This window comes from Bacillus sp. MUM 116 (assembly GCF_001866655.1).
Taxonomy (GTDB): domain Bacteria; phylum Bacillota; class Bacilli; order Bacillales; family Cytobacillaceae; genus Neobacillus.
Genome location: NZ_MLYR01000019.1, coordinates 69,287 through 83,280, shown reverse-complemented (window position 1 = coordinate 83,280; position 13,994 = coordinate 69,287). Strand labels below are relative to the sequence as shown.

Below are 13,994 nucleotides of genomic sequence, written 5' to 3'. Positions count from 1 at the left end.
TTTATTATGTAAAACACAAGGTGAAAGATTTATTAATGTTGTTTGCCTTCCGTGAAGATTTGGAAGTGTACACCGTACTTGTCGATTACGTTGCCATATGCAGGGCTAAAAAAAGTTTCTTGCAGCGGCATGGTCACCTGACCGTTGTCCGATAAAGCATCAAAGAATTTTTTTGCTTTTTCCGCATCATCAGTTGTTATACAAATAGTAACTTGTGATCCACTTTGATGCGGCTGACCAGGAAACGTATCAGAGAACATTAGATCCGAATCACCAATTTTTATTGTTGCGTGTGAGATACGATCCTTTGCATCCGCAGGAATAGGGAACTCCGGATTTTCCGGCATTTCACCGAAAGATTGAGAAAACAGAACTTGGGCATCCAATGCCTTTTGGTAGAATTGAATTGCTTCTTTTGCATTCCCATCCATCACTAAATAAGGAATTAAACGTACTGACATAATAAATCATCTCCCGGTTCATTTATATTTTTTTATTTGCTTAGGGCAAAGATGAACAACTAGTTCATTGATTCTCACAAAATCAATGAAGAAACACAAATCCTATTATTGCCCATAAATAAATTATATAATCAAGAACAAATGTTCGCAACATAAATTTTGATAAAAAATTAAATTAGTGCAAAATAGACGTCCACACCACGTGGACAAATTTGGTCATTTGTCCACGAACGGTGTCAGGCACCGATTTAAAGGTATCTTTCTGTTATGAGTTTTTTGTGGTGGATGGCGTGGCCGGCGATGATGTAGGCGATGGCACGGGTGGTAATGGGCGTGTCGTTGGCAAACCCTTTATTTTCCCACGCAGTTTCCGGCATGTTTTGAATCAGGCTAATGGTGGCATTTCTTGTTGCTAAAAAATCCTCGAGGATATTTTTCAATGGCAGCCGTTCAATTTGAGAACCATTCACATAATCGTTCTCATTAAAGCCGGCAAGAGGTGTCTCATCCCCGCGTCCAACACGCAGCAGACGGTAGCTCATGATTCTCTCCGTATCTGCCATATGGCAAAGCACTTCTTTGATACTCCATTTTTTCTCGTCATACCGGAAATAACTGTCTTCCTCGGAAATCCCTTCGAAAAGTGTAATCGTTTTTTGGAGCTCATCTTTTAGAACCTGCAGGAGATTACCCTCAGGAACTAATTGAATATAAGGTTGATAATAAGCAGGATATTCACTTTCATTAGGTCGCTGCAACAATTTCAAACTCTCCCTTCCAATTCGAATAAAAATCAATTCCTAAATCTATATTACCACATTTTTCATATTGACTATATTTCAAACCAATCCCTCCCCATATTAAATTGGAATTCATTAATCATTTAAAAAATCAACCTATAAATGTTACAATTAGTTGAATTTATTATTTTTCTAAGGTGATAATAGTGTTATATTTTTCTATTTTTATCCTTCTCTGCGCAGGCCTTATTGCGTTTTTTCTTATAAAAAAAATATATGTCCCGACATCAACAATGGCTGCTGTTATGTCATTGGGGATTATCACCCAGGGGGTACTTTCCAATTTTTTCGGAATTCATTTACTTGAAAAGATTCTCAGTGTCATCAATTTCGCTTTATGGTGCTCTTTTTCTTTTTCAATCCTCATGGCGTTTTTTAGCAAAAAGTTTAGGGAAATCCATTATTCCAATCCCATCAATCGATTTGGAATCGGAACCTGGGTCGCGGGGACCTCAATCTGTACAATTTTAATTGCAAAGATGTTTTCCGAATGGGCGATCATTGCAAAAATTATTTCCTATTTTAATTTTGGCTTGTGGTTCGTTTATGTCCTTATTTGTATTCAGGCATTTTTCGAATTAAACTCGAAACGGCTCAACAAAAATGTTCACGGTATCCTGCTCTTGACGACAGTCAGTACACAATCCTTGGTGCTTGTCATGAGTGCAGTTTACAAAAAGGTGCCTATCGCTGTTGATCATCTCTTTCTTACACTCGGGGTATGCTTTTATTTGCTCAGTGCCTTTATCATTGTAAAGAGATACTTCATGAAACCGTCATCGTGGTCGATTGAAAAGGACTGGAATAACACCAACTGCATCCTCCATGGCGCTTTGTCCATTACAGGTCTAGCCAGCATAAAATCGCACGCTGTTAGTGAGCAGGGAATCATGGTTATTTGGCTATGTGCTGCGATTATATTTGCTGTGGTTGAAGTGATTGAGGTATATCGTCTGATAAAACGAATAAAGTGTTACGGTATGAAGAAGGCAATCTTGATTTATGATTTAAGTCAATGGAGCAGGGTTTTTACGTTTGGTATGTTTTTTACTTTTACATACCTGACAGTTCCGGGATTTTCCGTTTTATCTGTGATTCAAAAACAAATTATTACAATTGGAATATGGGCTGTTCCCAGCCTGCTTGTCCTTGAGGTATGCCTATATGCCAGCCATTTCATCCAAGCCTACCGAAATGATTTAAAACAATATGAAGAAAAAAAGCAGTTGAATGTTCCACTATAGGCAGAATTGAAAAAGGATTGGGATCCATTACCCAATCCTTTTTTGATAGATTTTTTTATTAGGGCTCATTTCGTAAACTTTGTTGCTTTTGGACCCTAATAATGGTCAAATACTTAAGTTTCTAGGCAATTTTCGCAAATGTTCCTACGAAAAGATGCCACGAAGCATTTAGTTATATAGGTTGATGATCTTATACGAAAAACAACAATCTATGCGAAATTAGCCTTTATTAAACAATTTCATCAAAATGCACGTGCTTATTAATAAAATACATAATAGGTGCACCAACTGCCATTACGACAAATTCTCCAACAGCCGTTGTAAGCCAAGTTAATAAGAACGGTAAATGAAGAGCAAGATGAAGTTCGATGGCAATAAAAAACATTGTTACGGTAAAAACAAGCGTATTAACCACCATTCGAAGGTAGATTTTTCTAATATACTTGGAGGTTAAAATGGTGATTAGTGAGGCAACCAAAGATTGGCCGACACCAAAAATAATGTCATAAGCGGCTATTGGTGAAAAAAACAGGTTTGTAAGAAATACACCTAAAATAATGCCAAAAAGATACTTTTTATTAAAAACAATTAGATGATTAAATATTTCCGAAACACGGAATTGGATATTCGTGAAGCCAAACGGCTGTATAACTGCTGAAACGGCAATGTAAAGAGCTGCTAGAATTCCGTTTCCGACAATCGTTTTTACTTTCATTCGTAACTCTCTCCTTAGTTTTTTTTCGTGGGAGGTTTTCGAACCACGTTTAAAAATGCTCAAATTAATATATTATTATAAAGATAGGGATGAGTCAATGGTCCGGGATTTCGGTATTGGTAGATTTTGCATTAGATATAACCAATAGAGGAATAGAATTTTATCATATTCAGGGGTTAATGAGATAAGAAGTTCAATTCAAAAACATTCCTATACAGATATTAAGGGCACTTAAGTGTGTACAAAGGAGAAACTCCCAAATTGAAACAGTAGGTTTCGATTTGGGAGTTATATGTCTTTTTTAATCTTCAATTGGAAACCATCCAGGTGTGTTGACAATCTTTTGCCAAAGAGGATCTGGCACAACAAGACGAGACCCGGCGTCTTTCTTTAGTTTTGTTTCAATTTCAGACTCTTTTCCTTGTCTAACCTTTTCAACCCAATCAGGGTCAATAATAAGCTCTCGTCCGATTGCAATCATTGAAACACCAGTTTGAATCGCTTTTAAAGCATCGTCTGCTGTGTGAATTGAGCCTACACCAATCACAGGAACACTTTCCCCAACTTTCTCCTGAATAATTTCAAGGCGAGATCTGGAATCTTCAACACCACGCCTTGGAGTTGACCAGAACTCCATTAAGGAAACATGCAGGTAATCAAGCTCTTTACTTGCCAAAACATCTATTAAGGCAAGAGTATCTGCCATTGTAATTCCGGGTGTTTCAGGTTCCTCTGGTGAGAATCTATATCCAACGAGGAATGGTTGTTTCTTATTTTCAGCTACTACCTTTTTCACTTCATCTACAACTGCAATTGGAAATGATAATCTTTTTTCCAAACTGCCGCCGTACTGATCTTCACGTCGGTTGGAATGTGGTGAAAAGAACTGCTGAATTAAATACCCATTAGCTCCATGTATTTCAACCCCGTCAAATCCAGCTTCGATTGCTCTCCGGGTAGACTCGCCAAAATCACGAATAATGGATTGAATTTCTGTCTCATTCAAAGCGCGAGGAACTTGATTGGATCCTGCACTTTGTTCTGCCGGAACAGCACTAGCACTAACAATTTCTCCATTTGGAACTAACTCTGGCGGACACATCCTGCCGCCATGGAAAATTTGCAGGACTGCTTTTGCTCCTTGTTCTTTAATCGCAGAAGCTAGTCGGCGTAAACTTGGAATCAAGTCATCACGATCGCTTCCAAATTCACCATGAAATCCTTTTCCGTTAGCGGAGACATTGGCGCACGCTGTAACGACCATACTGACACCTTTTGCCCTACGTGCATAGTAGTTTATTTCATCATCAGAAACCGTTCCGTCCGGATTTGAGGACCAGTTGGTCATGGGTGCCATGACCACACGATTATCTAATTGAATTCCGCTGCGCATGATAATTGGCTTGAATAGTGGTGTATATTTGGGATTCATAATTTTCACCTCCACATTTATTGAACCCTTTTATCATACTTTTACGTTATAAAAAAATCATTAAAAATGCTTGATAATGGTAAAGTATCCATATAATTTTTCCAGTTATTGAGCTAACTATTCTTCAACAATATTTTTTGTATATCCATTGGGGAGAGGAGGAGTGGAGTTTGACAAGCAACCGTAGAGTTGCTTATACTCGATATATGAATTGGGACAAAGACGTTATATTCAAAGCACTTGGCGATTCTACTCGGCGGCTTATATTAGACGAATTATCCGAACGCAACGAGCTGACGTTGTATGAGCTTACGGTACGTCTCATTATGAAGCACGACCTTTCCATTTCGCGACAGGCCATAGCTAAACATCTTTCTGCATTGGAAGATGCAGGGCTCGTAAAATCAAAACGAAAGGGAAAATATCGAGTACTGATATTCAACAAGGAACCACTTAAAAATTTACTAAAAGAATGGATAGAGTAATTTTATTAAAAAAACTTCTGACGAATGTATTGGTTTTTCTGCTTTGAGCCAGATTGTTAGCGGAGTACCATACGTCGCAAATATCAAAGGAGGCAAAAACATTATGAAAATCATTGTTACCAGTATCTTCGTTCAAGATCAAGACAAGGCATTGGAGTTTTATACAGAAACGCTAGGCTTTGTAAAAAAGCATGACGTTCCCGTCGGAGAATATAGGTGGATAGCCCTTGTTTCTCCCGATAATCAAGACGGTACTGAGCTTTTGCTCGAACCGAATAACCATCCGGCCGCTAAAGAGTATCAAAAGAAGATATTTGCCGAAGGCATCCCAGCAACAATGTTTGGCGTTGCTGATGTTCGCGAAGAATACAAGCGATTAATAAAACACGGAGTGAAGTTTACTATGGAGCCGACAGTAATGGGCGAAATCACATTGGCTGTCCTCGATGATACATGCGGCAACCTTATTCAGATTGTGCAGAAGTAACTTTATGATGAAATAACCTAGTGTCTAAACGACTTTATTGTAAGTTTTAAGTTCGGAGAAGTGTTTTTTATCAAGGCTATTTTCGCATAGATTGTTGTTTTTCGTATAAGTTCATCAACCCGTATAACTAGAGGTTTCGTGGCATCTTTTCGTAAGGACATTTGCGAAAATTGCCTAGAAACTTAGTAATTGACCCTTATAAAGGTCCAAAAGCAACAAAGTTTACGAAAAGAGCCTTTATCAATAATTAAACAACTTTATGTTAACCCTTTCCTATTTTTAGGATGGGGTTATACATTTTTAAGGTTTAAAAATAAATGAGATTGTATTCATTCTACAAGAAATGCGACATTGTGAATAAGTTCGCTTAAACAAACAGGTGCGATAGTGAAATATATATTATTTGAAAATCGAAAAAATTTGAAAACAAGAAGGCAATAAAAAGCCCTGATTTCTCTACTTAACGTAGAAAAATCAGGGCTTTTATTTTCAAAAATGTCTTAGCGTATAATATCCGTATTGTCGGCAGTACCCCTTATAACAAAAATAAAACTTCTTTTCAATTTTAGGAAGGGGGTTTTATTAGTTTTTGTTGAAGATTTACCAACCTCCAAAACAGCTAAACAACTAAATAAAGCCGCCAAGCATCATGCCGCCACACATCATTCCGCCGCACATCATGCCGCCGCACATCATGCCGCCGCCCATCATGCCGCCGCACATCATGCCGCCGCAACGCATACCGCCGCACATCATGCCGCCGCAACGCATACCGCCGCCCATCATGCCGCCGCAACGCATACCGCCGCACATCATGCCACCGCAACGCATAGCGCCAAATATTCTCGGATCCTGACTCTGAGTACCCATTGGAATTAACTGACCAACTTGGAAATGATCCATTCCCAAAGTTTGAAGTTCATTTTGAAAATTGAACATTTTTACCTCCCCTTTTTATTTAAAAATTAGGTTAAACTGACATTTAACAAGAGATTTGAACGAAGAAATTGTGTCAGTTATGTGTAGTTAAGAGATACTAAGTGTCCTCTCTTCAACAAAATATGCTTACTTTTAGGTGGCTGTTACTGGTTTAAAAGCCTATTTCTTGTTAAAAGTATCATAAAATGTTATGTCTAGAAGTAATATTTGAATCAAATGTATGGTTATTCGGAGTGATTTTATTTATGAAAATAATTTGCCAAAAATGTAATGTGGAAATTTCTAAACGAGTAACTGAATTGGACGATTTATTATTACTTAATTAAAAAGATGGTGAAGCCCAAATCCCTGAAGGCTTTTTTAGCTAATCTCGAATAAGATTTAGGCAGTGCCCTTGTAACAATCTGGAGCAAGAAATGAACAAATGGACTGTTTCAGAAGTTCATTTTTCTTTGTCTTTAATCAGTTTATGGAAGGTTAATATAATATGGAAGCACTTGAAAATGGGAAGGTAATAGGGGGAAAAGGGAATGATTATAAGAGAAATGATTGCAGAAGACCTATCTCAACTTGATCAATTATATAGACAGTTTTGGGGCGAAGAATCTTGTATTGAAACCATGAATAAGCAGTTTAATAAACTTCACAAAAACAATTCCCACATATTTATCAGTGCCATTGAAAATAACAAATTAATCGGTTCTATTATGGGAGTAATATGTGAGGAACTATATGGGGATTGCAAGCCTTTTTTAGTCCTTGAAAACATGATAGTTGATAAAAATTATAGGAACAAAGGGGTAGGAAAAGCATTAATTTCCGAGCTTGAGAAAATTGCCACCAAAAGGGGTTGCTCCCAAGTGATATTTGTAACAGAAAGGAATAGGGTTGACGCTGTAAAGTTCTATGAGTCAGCAGGATATAGTTCTCAAACTCATATAGGGTTTAAAAAGAAGCTCAATTAAAACATTCACGCTTTCCCTTCAATTGATATCCTGCTTCAAATGCAATTTGTCGGAAGCTTGACTTTCAATTTGTCTCTGAATGTGAGTTCGAATACCCTCCTGGTAGCTTTATGCGATGTAATAATTTGTGTTTAAACTTATTTACAAGTAAATAGTTTACTTCAAATTCATTGGTTGCCAGAGTTGAAGAAGGGGTTGCCGCAACTCTTTTTAATTCCGAAAGCTGTGTTATATATATCTGTTGATAATTTTAAAATTTAAACGAGCAATGGAAATGTTCTAAAAAATGCCTCGATGATAAACTGGGGTAAAGATAAAGAGGGATACGAGGAAGAAATCATTGAAGTCAGTACGGATTATTATTTTTATTTTGATTGCATTTTTACTATTTTGGTTCATTTATTTTTTAAAAACTGGGGATTTGTTTTTTAAAGATAGCTATTTTACAAAAGAGAGAGCCTATCAGGCATGGGTGAATGATAACAGGCAAACGGGTCTGACAAAAGAATTTTTAGAGAATGCTAAGAAAATTGAACCAACCGATAAACAATTACTTATTTTAGCAGGTAAAAACAAAATCTATCAGCTTCGTTTTCCGAAAGAATTTTTTCTTTGGAGGTATCCATCCGTTTATCGAATTGATAATGAAAGCCTAAAAATTATGAAGGAAAATGATATCGAATATGATTTAAGCTTCAATTGTGTTGCAACAGCGATTACGAAAAATCCAAATATTATCAAAGTTAAAATTGGCGAGAAGGAAGCACATTTACTGTCTCTGGCTCCTTATTTTAACGAGGCTAAAAACTTGAAAATGTGGTTTCTAAATATACAACCCGATGCTTGGGATTGCCAGGGACCTTCCGGGAAAACGTACACTTTTTATAATAATAGTGGCAAGGTCATCAAGAAGATAGAAGATAATTAAGCTGGGGAAATTCCTAAAAGATTTTAAAAAGGAGTGCGGGATGAAAACAAATACTTTCATTAGCTTACTTGAGAACCAAAATTATCAGGAGACGATTAAAAAGGTTTTACGAAACTAAGTTTTCATATAGGTATTGCCATAAATCTCTACGAAACGTCAATGAAACTTGACCCTGATAATAGGTTGGCGGCTGTCTGTTGTTCTGACTTTTACCAGAAACTGTCCAATTTAGATGATGCTATTTAGGTGTTGGAACAAGCACGCAAAAGCAGAAGGACCAAAAAGACGGATGAGACCTTCTTCATATTTTTCCCCCGAGTGTATATTTATAATCTATTATAAAAGTGTAATACATTTGTAATATAACTATATAAATTTATTAAAGTGGTAACAATGTTAGTTTTCTACCTCGAATGGGAATTTTAGTAAAGTGGGGGGGGTTTTGAGTGGTGTTAAGCCGAGAAATGTTATGAATAAATTATGGTGGAAAGAAGCGGTTGTCTATCAGGTCTATCCCCGTAGTTTTATGGACTCAAACGGGGATGGGATTGGAGATATCCAGGGGATTGTTGAAAAACTGGACTATTTAAGAGAGTTGGGGATTGATGTCATTTGGATTTGTCCAATGTTCAAATCCCCTAACGATGACAACGGCTATGACATTAGCGATTATCAAGAAATCATGGATGAATTCGGGACGTTGGCTGATTTTGATCAACTTTTACAAGAAGTTCACTGCCGTGGCATGAAATTAATTCTCGATTTAGTCATCAATCATACAAGTGATGAGCATCCGTGGTTCATTGAATCCCGTTCTTCTATGGATAATCCAAAGCGGGATTGGTATATTTGGCGTGATGGCAAGAGTGGGGAGGAACCAAATAACTGGGAGAGCATTTTTGGCGGCTCTGCTTGGGAGTATGATAAGAAAAACAATCAGTATTTCTTACATATTTTCTCACGGAAACAGCCGGATCTAAATTGGGAAAATCCAGAAGTAAGGAAATCTCTCTATGAGATGATTAAGTGGTGGCTTAATAAAGGAATTGACGGTTTCCGTGTGGATGCCATCAGCCATATTAAAAAGGAACCGGGCCTAGAGGATATACCCAATCCGGAGGGCGTTAAATATGTATCCTCCTTTGATAAACATATGAATGTAAAAGGGATTCATACTTTTCTGAAAGAATTAAAAGATAAGACCTTTGCAAAATATGACATTATGACGGTTGGCGAAGCAAATGGTGTGTCCGTTGACGATATTGAGCTTTGGGTTGGGGAGAAGCAAGGAAAATTCAATATGGTCTTTCAATTTGAACATCTTAACCTTTGGGATGCAGAATTGAAAAAAGAGCTGGATATTATTGAACTAAAAAATGTCCTATCCCGGTGGCAAAAAGGGCTTGAGGGCAAGGGGTGGAATGCCTTATTCATCGAAAATCATGACAAGGCCCGGGTGGTTTCAACGTGGGGGAATGATCGCAAATATTGGAAGGAAAGTGCAAAGGCTTTTGCGGCGATGTACTTTTTGATGCAGGGCACTCCGTTTATTTATCAAGGTCAGGAAATTGGAATGACCAATGTAAAATTTAATTCCATCGATGATTACGACGATGTTGCCACAAAAAATCTTTATCACTTGAAAACCGCAGCCGGGGTACCACATGAAGAAATCATGCGAATTATTTGGGCATCAAGCCGTGATAATTCACGAACACCCTTGCAATGGTCTGCAGATTACCATGCCGGTTTTACGAAAGGAACACCGTGGATGAAGGTCAATCCAAATTATTCTGATATAAATGTTGCAGCCCAAGAAAAGGATCCGGATTCGGTCTTGAATTTTTATAAAAAAATGATTCGATTAAAAAAGACAAATAAAGTGTTTACTTATGGGACATATGAGTTGGTATTGGCGGATGACCCGCAGATTTATGCTTATACAAGAACCTTGGTCCAAGATCGGGTGATGGTAATGGCGAATCTTTCTGCCGAGCCGGCGGGCATCCCGGATGCACTTGGCATAGTATTTGAATATGAAAACCTACTATTATATAACGAAAAGATTAAGAAGCACGGGCCACTAAAACGCTTTATGTTAAAGCCATATGAAACAAGAGTATATCGATTATAGAAAAAAGCGGAGGGTCTTTTAAGCCTCCGCTTTTAAAATTTTCGCTGATTTAGATGGAAAATAGTAGATTGAGATAATTTTAATCTTTTGTAATTTGATGAGGAAGGATTACATATTTAATATGCTAGGTTGCCCATTTCATGTAGAAGATTAAGGTGCAGCAGCCCATCGGTGTTTGTGCTGTAGCTGGGTTAGACAGTTCAAAGATTACCCATGAAGGAGTAAATTTTGTAAAAACAGGTACTTTTAAGCCAATAGATTTAATTATTTGATCGACCTCGGCTTTTTTTCCTTGTTGGGCAGCTGTCATCAATCTATGTGCGAAGCTTGCATTCCCTAGTCGGTTCAATAAAATATTTCCTTGCTCCATTAAGTGGCGAAACGAATTCACTGAATGTGAAAATATTTTTATATCAACTGCTGGATATGTTCTTGGTGCGGTTTCGTTCGTAAAATAATCAGGATAGGCAGGTACGGGAGGGGAAATTGGGTATTGAAAAGGGTTGTAGTACATCGTAACTCTCCTTCCATAGTAGAAAAAACAGGGCATTATACGGTATGTGAGATGGGGTATTTTGGTTACCTTGTGATTTTGGTCGAAGAATCTTGTAAAACGGTGTCGGAAGGTTTATTTAAGAATTGCTTGAAATAGTGATTCATATCACCGAATTGGTTGTCAGCCTTTGGTAAATTGTTCCTATATTCAAATAATCAAATATAGGGGGATGAAGGTGAACAAACGATTTTTGGCATTGATAACGATTTTGCTTACCTATTTTTTAATTGTGTTCGGAGGGGATGTGGCTTCCTCGAATTCCGGTATGGGGTGTGGACCGGAATGGCCGATGTGTAATGGTGAAGTGGTTCCGTCCCTAAGAGGGGCTACGTTGATTGAATACTTGCATCGGGTAATCGGAGCATTGCTGGGCTTCCTTTCTTTACTGCTATTTATTAAAATTCTTCGCTCAAAGCTTGGGTTAATCACTCGTTTAGTGTCTTTTACGATGATTGGACTGCTCACGGTTCAGGTTCTTCTCGGTGCAGTGGTTGTGATTCGTGACCTTCCTTCCATTATCATTATGATCCATTTATTAATTGCCATGCTTTTTATGGGCTGTTTAATTTGGATATGGCGGTACCCTTATTTAGATGGCAAAGAGCAGTTCTATCAGGTACATCACGATCAAAAAATAATTATCTTTCATCTAAATATCCTTGCTTGTCTGATTCTGTTCACATTGGGATTTGGAGCCTATATTAAGCATGAAACCTACGGTCTGGCATGTGGTTGGCTGGGCTGCAGGCAATCCTTCTTCCCAGGAACAACTCCTGAGGCATTACAATCGATTCACAAAGGTTTAGCTGTTGTGACAGCACTTTATATCCTCGTGGTGACTTTTTTTGCTTTTTCAAAAAGATGGGGCTCAGCCATAAAAAGACGCATGCTGCTGTGTTCCTTTACGGTGCTCTTTCAGCTTTTGGTTGGCGTCATGGTCATTATCACTAAGCTTGAACTTCCGTGGGCTGTTTTCCACTTGGCCATCGCTACCGCCTTGTTTGCATTTGTTGCTGAGGCAAGAGTGTATGCGGGGAATATTCCGGTTAAAACAGGACCTGCCTATTTACCAAAGGCGAGGGATCATGGACGGCGCAGTTTTTGAAAAGCATTCGTTACTCAATGATGGCTGCTCACACAGATTCGCTGATATACGGTCTTGTTTCGCTGATAAATTGCTCCAATTCGCCGATAAATGTTAAAAATTCGCTAATAAACTAAAAAGCGCTTGGATTTAATAAAATCTAAACGCTTTTTTCTTAAGGCTATTTTCGCATAGATTGTTGTTTTCGTATAAGTTCATCAACCCGTATAACTAAATGCTTCGTGGCATCTTTTCGTAAGAACATTTGCGAAAATTGCCTAGAAACTTAAGTAAATGACCCTTATTAAGGTCCAATAGCAACAAAGTTTACGAAAAGAGCCTTTCTTAATGAATATCTATGTTCCCGCTGGAAACAGATAAATTGATTTTATGTTCTCCGGTACCATGTGTGCCTTTTATGCTTTTACGATTCAAGTCCCTGGATTTCAAAGGGAAATCACACGAAATATTTCCGCTGCTTACTTCCCCGTCTAAATCAAAGTCTGCGTCATTTGGCAGATCAAGATTAACAATACCGGAACTTAAATCAAGATCAATCGAATCTGTTAATTTGTCTACCTGGACTTTTGCTCTTCCAGATGAAACATCAGCGTTTATTTTCCCCGTATAGTGTTGAATATCAAGATTTCCTGAACTGAGATCAAAAGAACCGGTTTTAGTGGATAATGTATCGATTTGAACATTTCCGGATGCACCATCATGAATAAAATGATTCACAGTAAGATGGTCAAGATTCATATTTCCTGACCCAATTTCGACTGATAATTCATCTAATTTCATGGATTTTCCCGAAAAATCAAGATTACCGGAACCTAAATCGATTTCCATCTTTTGCTGATAACTTTCGGGGATAAAAATTTTTAAAGTTTTTTTTGTAAATGGAGCTCCATCGAACCAGTCAAACCATTTCTTTTTTACGGTGATGACAACTTTATCCCCGTCTTCCTTTACTGTAAGATTCCCATTTCCATCGAGAACGGCTTTTAAGTCCATGCGGTCCTCTGGAATAATATCAGCATTTACTGCTGAAACATCGACTTTGATGACATGAATATCATTCGAAATCGCAGCTTTACCTTCCCGATTTCCAGCCGAAAACCAATCGAACCGGAATGATTGTTGAAAAATAATATATAAACCGGTAATGATTAATAATAGAATCACAATTCTTTTCATATTTTTCCCCTTCCATATTTCCAATTTTTATCTCTAATTACATCATATAGGGGGGAGGTGGTTCTCACAATGCCCCGGAGATTTAATTATTTTTAAGACTTGAGACGTAGGGCAAAGACGGACCTATAAATAATTGGATATATTTTGGTAACCGAAATACTTCAATTTAATAGAATTTGTGATATCCTTTGTATTGGAGGTGTATATATTGACAACGAATAAAATTACGCCAAAAGAATTGAATGAGCGATTAAAAAGAAATGAAAAAGTATTGCTTCTAGATGTCCGTGCTGAAGGAAAATATCAGGCTGAGCACATAACAGCCCCGCAAATTGAAAACTTCAATATTCCCAAAACAAATATTTTTGAAATGGAAGAAACAAAAGAGGAAAGGAAATTACCTTTTCAAAAGAAACAGGAAATAATCGTGACCTGTACAACTGGTAATTCAGCGGCGAAGTGCGCCAGAATCCTCAGCAGCTTAGATTATAAAGTCAAGGTTTTAGAGGGTGGTCTTACGGCATGGAAGGAATATCAAAAATCGCGTGAAGAATAGATAGGAGAGCC

The 13,994-nt window shown here is 37.7% G+C and carries 15 protein-coding genes, 1 pseudogene and 1 riboswitch; of the genes and pseudogenes, 9 read left to right on the top strand and 7 right to left on the bottom strand.

Annotation, left to right across the window (positions count from 1 at the left end; translation table 11 throughout):
* Positions 1 to 32 precede the first annotated feature (32 nt).
* Together BIV60_RS05675 and BIV60_RS05670 are read right to left on the bottom strand one after the other, a co-directional pair.
* Positions 33 to 461, bottom strand: a complete 429-nt coding sequence (locus tag BIV60_RS05675; RefSeq protein WP_071354752.1) for a VOC family protein — start codon at positions 459 to 461, stop codon at positions 33 to 35.
* Positions 462 to 709: 248 nt separating this feature from the next.
* Positions 710 to 1,222 carry a DinB family protein gene (locus BIV60_RS05670; RefSeq protein ID WP_071354751.1) on the bottom strand — a complete coding sequence of 171 codons (513 nt, stop codon included), beginning with the start codon at positions 1,220 to 1,222 and terminating at the stop codon, positions 710 to 712.
* Between the two features lie 185 nt (positions 1,223 to 1,407).
* On the opposite strand from BIV60_RS05670, the gene BIV60_RS05665 reads away from it, so the two are divergent.
* Positions 1,408 to 2,505, top strand: coding sequence for a TDT family transporter (locus tag BIV60_RS05665; protein WP_083402116.1), 1,098 nt, complete (start codon positions 1,408 to 1,410; stop codon positions 2,503 to 2,505).
* A 229-nt stretch (positions 2,506 to 2,734) separates the two neighbouring features.
* On the opposite strand, the gene BIV60_RS05660 is transcribed toward BIV60_RS05665, so the two are convergent.
* Positions 2,735 to 3,220 (bottom strand): QueT transporter family protein, encoded by a 486-nt coding sequence (locus BIV60_RS05660; RefSeq protein ID WP_071354749.1) that lies wholly within the window; start codon positions 3,218 to 3,220, stop codon positions 2,735 to 2,737.
* Between the two features lie 8 nt (positions 3,221 to 3,228).
* Positions 3,229 to 3,273, bottom strand: a riboswitch (PreQ1 riboswitch).
* Between the two features lie 248 nt (positions 3,274 to 3,521).
* On the bottom strand, positions 3,522 to 4,652 hold the full coding sequence (locus BIV60_RS05655) for an NADH-dependent flavin oxidoreductase (protein WP_071354748.1): 1,131 nt from the start codon (positions 4,650 to 4,652) through the stop codon (positions 3,522 to 3,524).
* 206 nt (positions 4,653 to 4,858) lie between these two features.
* Between BIV60_RS05655 and BIV60_RS05650 the strand changes: the two genes are divergently transcribed.
* Together BIV60_RS05650 and BIV60_RS05645 are read left to right on the top strand one after the other, a co-directional pair.
* Positions 4,859 to 5,137 (top strand): ArsR/SmtB family transcription factor, encoded by a 279-nt coding sequence (locus BIV60_RS05650; RefSeq protein ID WP_071354780.1) that lies wholly within the window; start codon positions 4,859 to 4,861, stop codon positions 5,135 to 5,137.
* Between the two features lie 103 nt (positions 5,138 to 5,240).
* Positions 5,241 to 5,624 (top strand): VOC family protein, encoded by a 384-nt coding sequence (locus BIV60_RS05645; RefSeq protein ID WP_071354747.1) that lies wholly within the window; start codon positions 5,241 to 5,243, stop codon positions 5,622 to 5,624.
* A gap of 627 nt (positions 5,625 to 6,251) precedes the next feature.
* Here BIV60_RS05645 and BIV60_RS05640 read toward each other — a convergent pair.
* Positions 6,252 to 6,563: a heterocycloanthracin/sonorensin family bacteriocin gene (locus BIV60_RS05640; RefSeq protein ID WP_071354746.1), complete on the bottom strand. Its 312-nt coding sequence runs from the start codon at positions 6,561 to 6,563 to the stop codon at positions 6,252 to 6,254.
* A gap of 530 nt (positions 6,564 to 7,093) precedes the next feature.
* Between BIV60_RS05640 and BIV60_RS05635 the strand changes: the two genes are divergently transcribed.
* The 4 genes and pseudogenes from BIV60_RS05635 (at position 7,094) to BIV60_RS05625 (ending at position 10,590) form a co-directional block, all read left to right on the top strand.
* Entirely contained in the window at positions 7,094 to 7,528 is a 435-nt protein-coding gene (locus tag BIV60_RS05635; protein WP_071354745.1) for a GNAT family N-acetyltransferase, read from the top strand.
* A gap of 3 nt (positions 7,529 to 7,531) precedes the next feature.
* Positions 7,532 to 7,683 (top strand): annotated as a pseudogene (locus BIV60_RS30190) (GNAT family N-acetyltransferase); the annotation flags it as partial.
* 185 nt (positions 7,684 to 7,868) lie between these two features.
* Complete coding sequence (locus tag BIV60_RS05630) at positions 7,869 to 8,456, top strand: hypothetical protein (protein WP_071354744.1); 588 nt, start codon at positions 7,869 to 7,871, stop codon at positions 8,454 to 8,456.
* Positions 8,457 to 8,925: 469 nt separating this feature from the next.
* Positions 8,926 to 10,590, top strand: coding sequence for a glycoside hydrolase family 13 protein (locus BIV60_RS05625; RefSeq protein ID WP_071354779.1), 1,665 nt, complete (start codon positions 8,926 to 8,928; stop codon positions 10,588 to 10,590).
* Positions 10,591 to 10,714: 124 nt separating this feature from the next.
* Here the strand turns inward: BIV60_RS05625 and BIV60_RS05620 are convergent, their stop codons facing one another.
* Positions 10,715 to 11,104 carry a YuzC family spore coat inner layer protein gene (locus BIV60_RS05620; RefSeq protein ID WP_071354743.1) on the bottom strand — a complete coding sequence of 130 codons (390 nt, stop codon included), beginning with the start codon at positions 11,102 to 11,104 and terminating at the stop codon, positions 10,715 to 10,717.
* Between the two features lie 217 nt (positions 11,105 to 11,321).
* Between BIV60_RS05620 and BIV60_RS05615 the strand changes: the two genes are divergently transcribed.
* Positions 11,322 to 12,251, top strand: coding sequence for a COX15/CtaA family protein (locus BIV60_RS05615; protein ID WP_071354742.1), 930 nt, complete (start codon positions 11,322 to 11,324; stop codon positions 12,249 to 12,251).
* A gap of 324 nt (positions 12,252 to 12,575) precedes the next feature.
* Here BIV60_RS05615 and liaG read toward each other — a convergent pair whose 3' ends face one another.
* The gene (gene liaG / locus BIV60_RS05610) at positions 12,576 to 13,427 is read right to left on the bottom strand and encodes a LiaG family protein (RefSeq protein ID WP_071354741.1); all 852 of its coding nucleotides are present in this window, start codon (positions 13,425 to 13,427) and stop codon (positions 12,576 to 12,578) included.
* Positions 13,428 to 13,635: 208 nt separating this feature from the next.
* On the opposite strand from liaG, the gene BIV60_RS05605 reads away from it, so the two are divergent.
* A complete protein-coding gene (locus BIV60_RS05605; protein WP_071354740.1) occupies positions 13,636 to 13,983 on the top strand; it encodes a rhodanese-like domain-containing protein in 348 nt (115 codons plus the stop codon).
* The last annotated feature ends 11 nt before the right edge of the window (positions 13,984 to 13,994 follow it).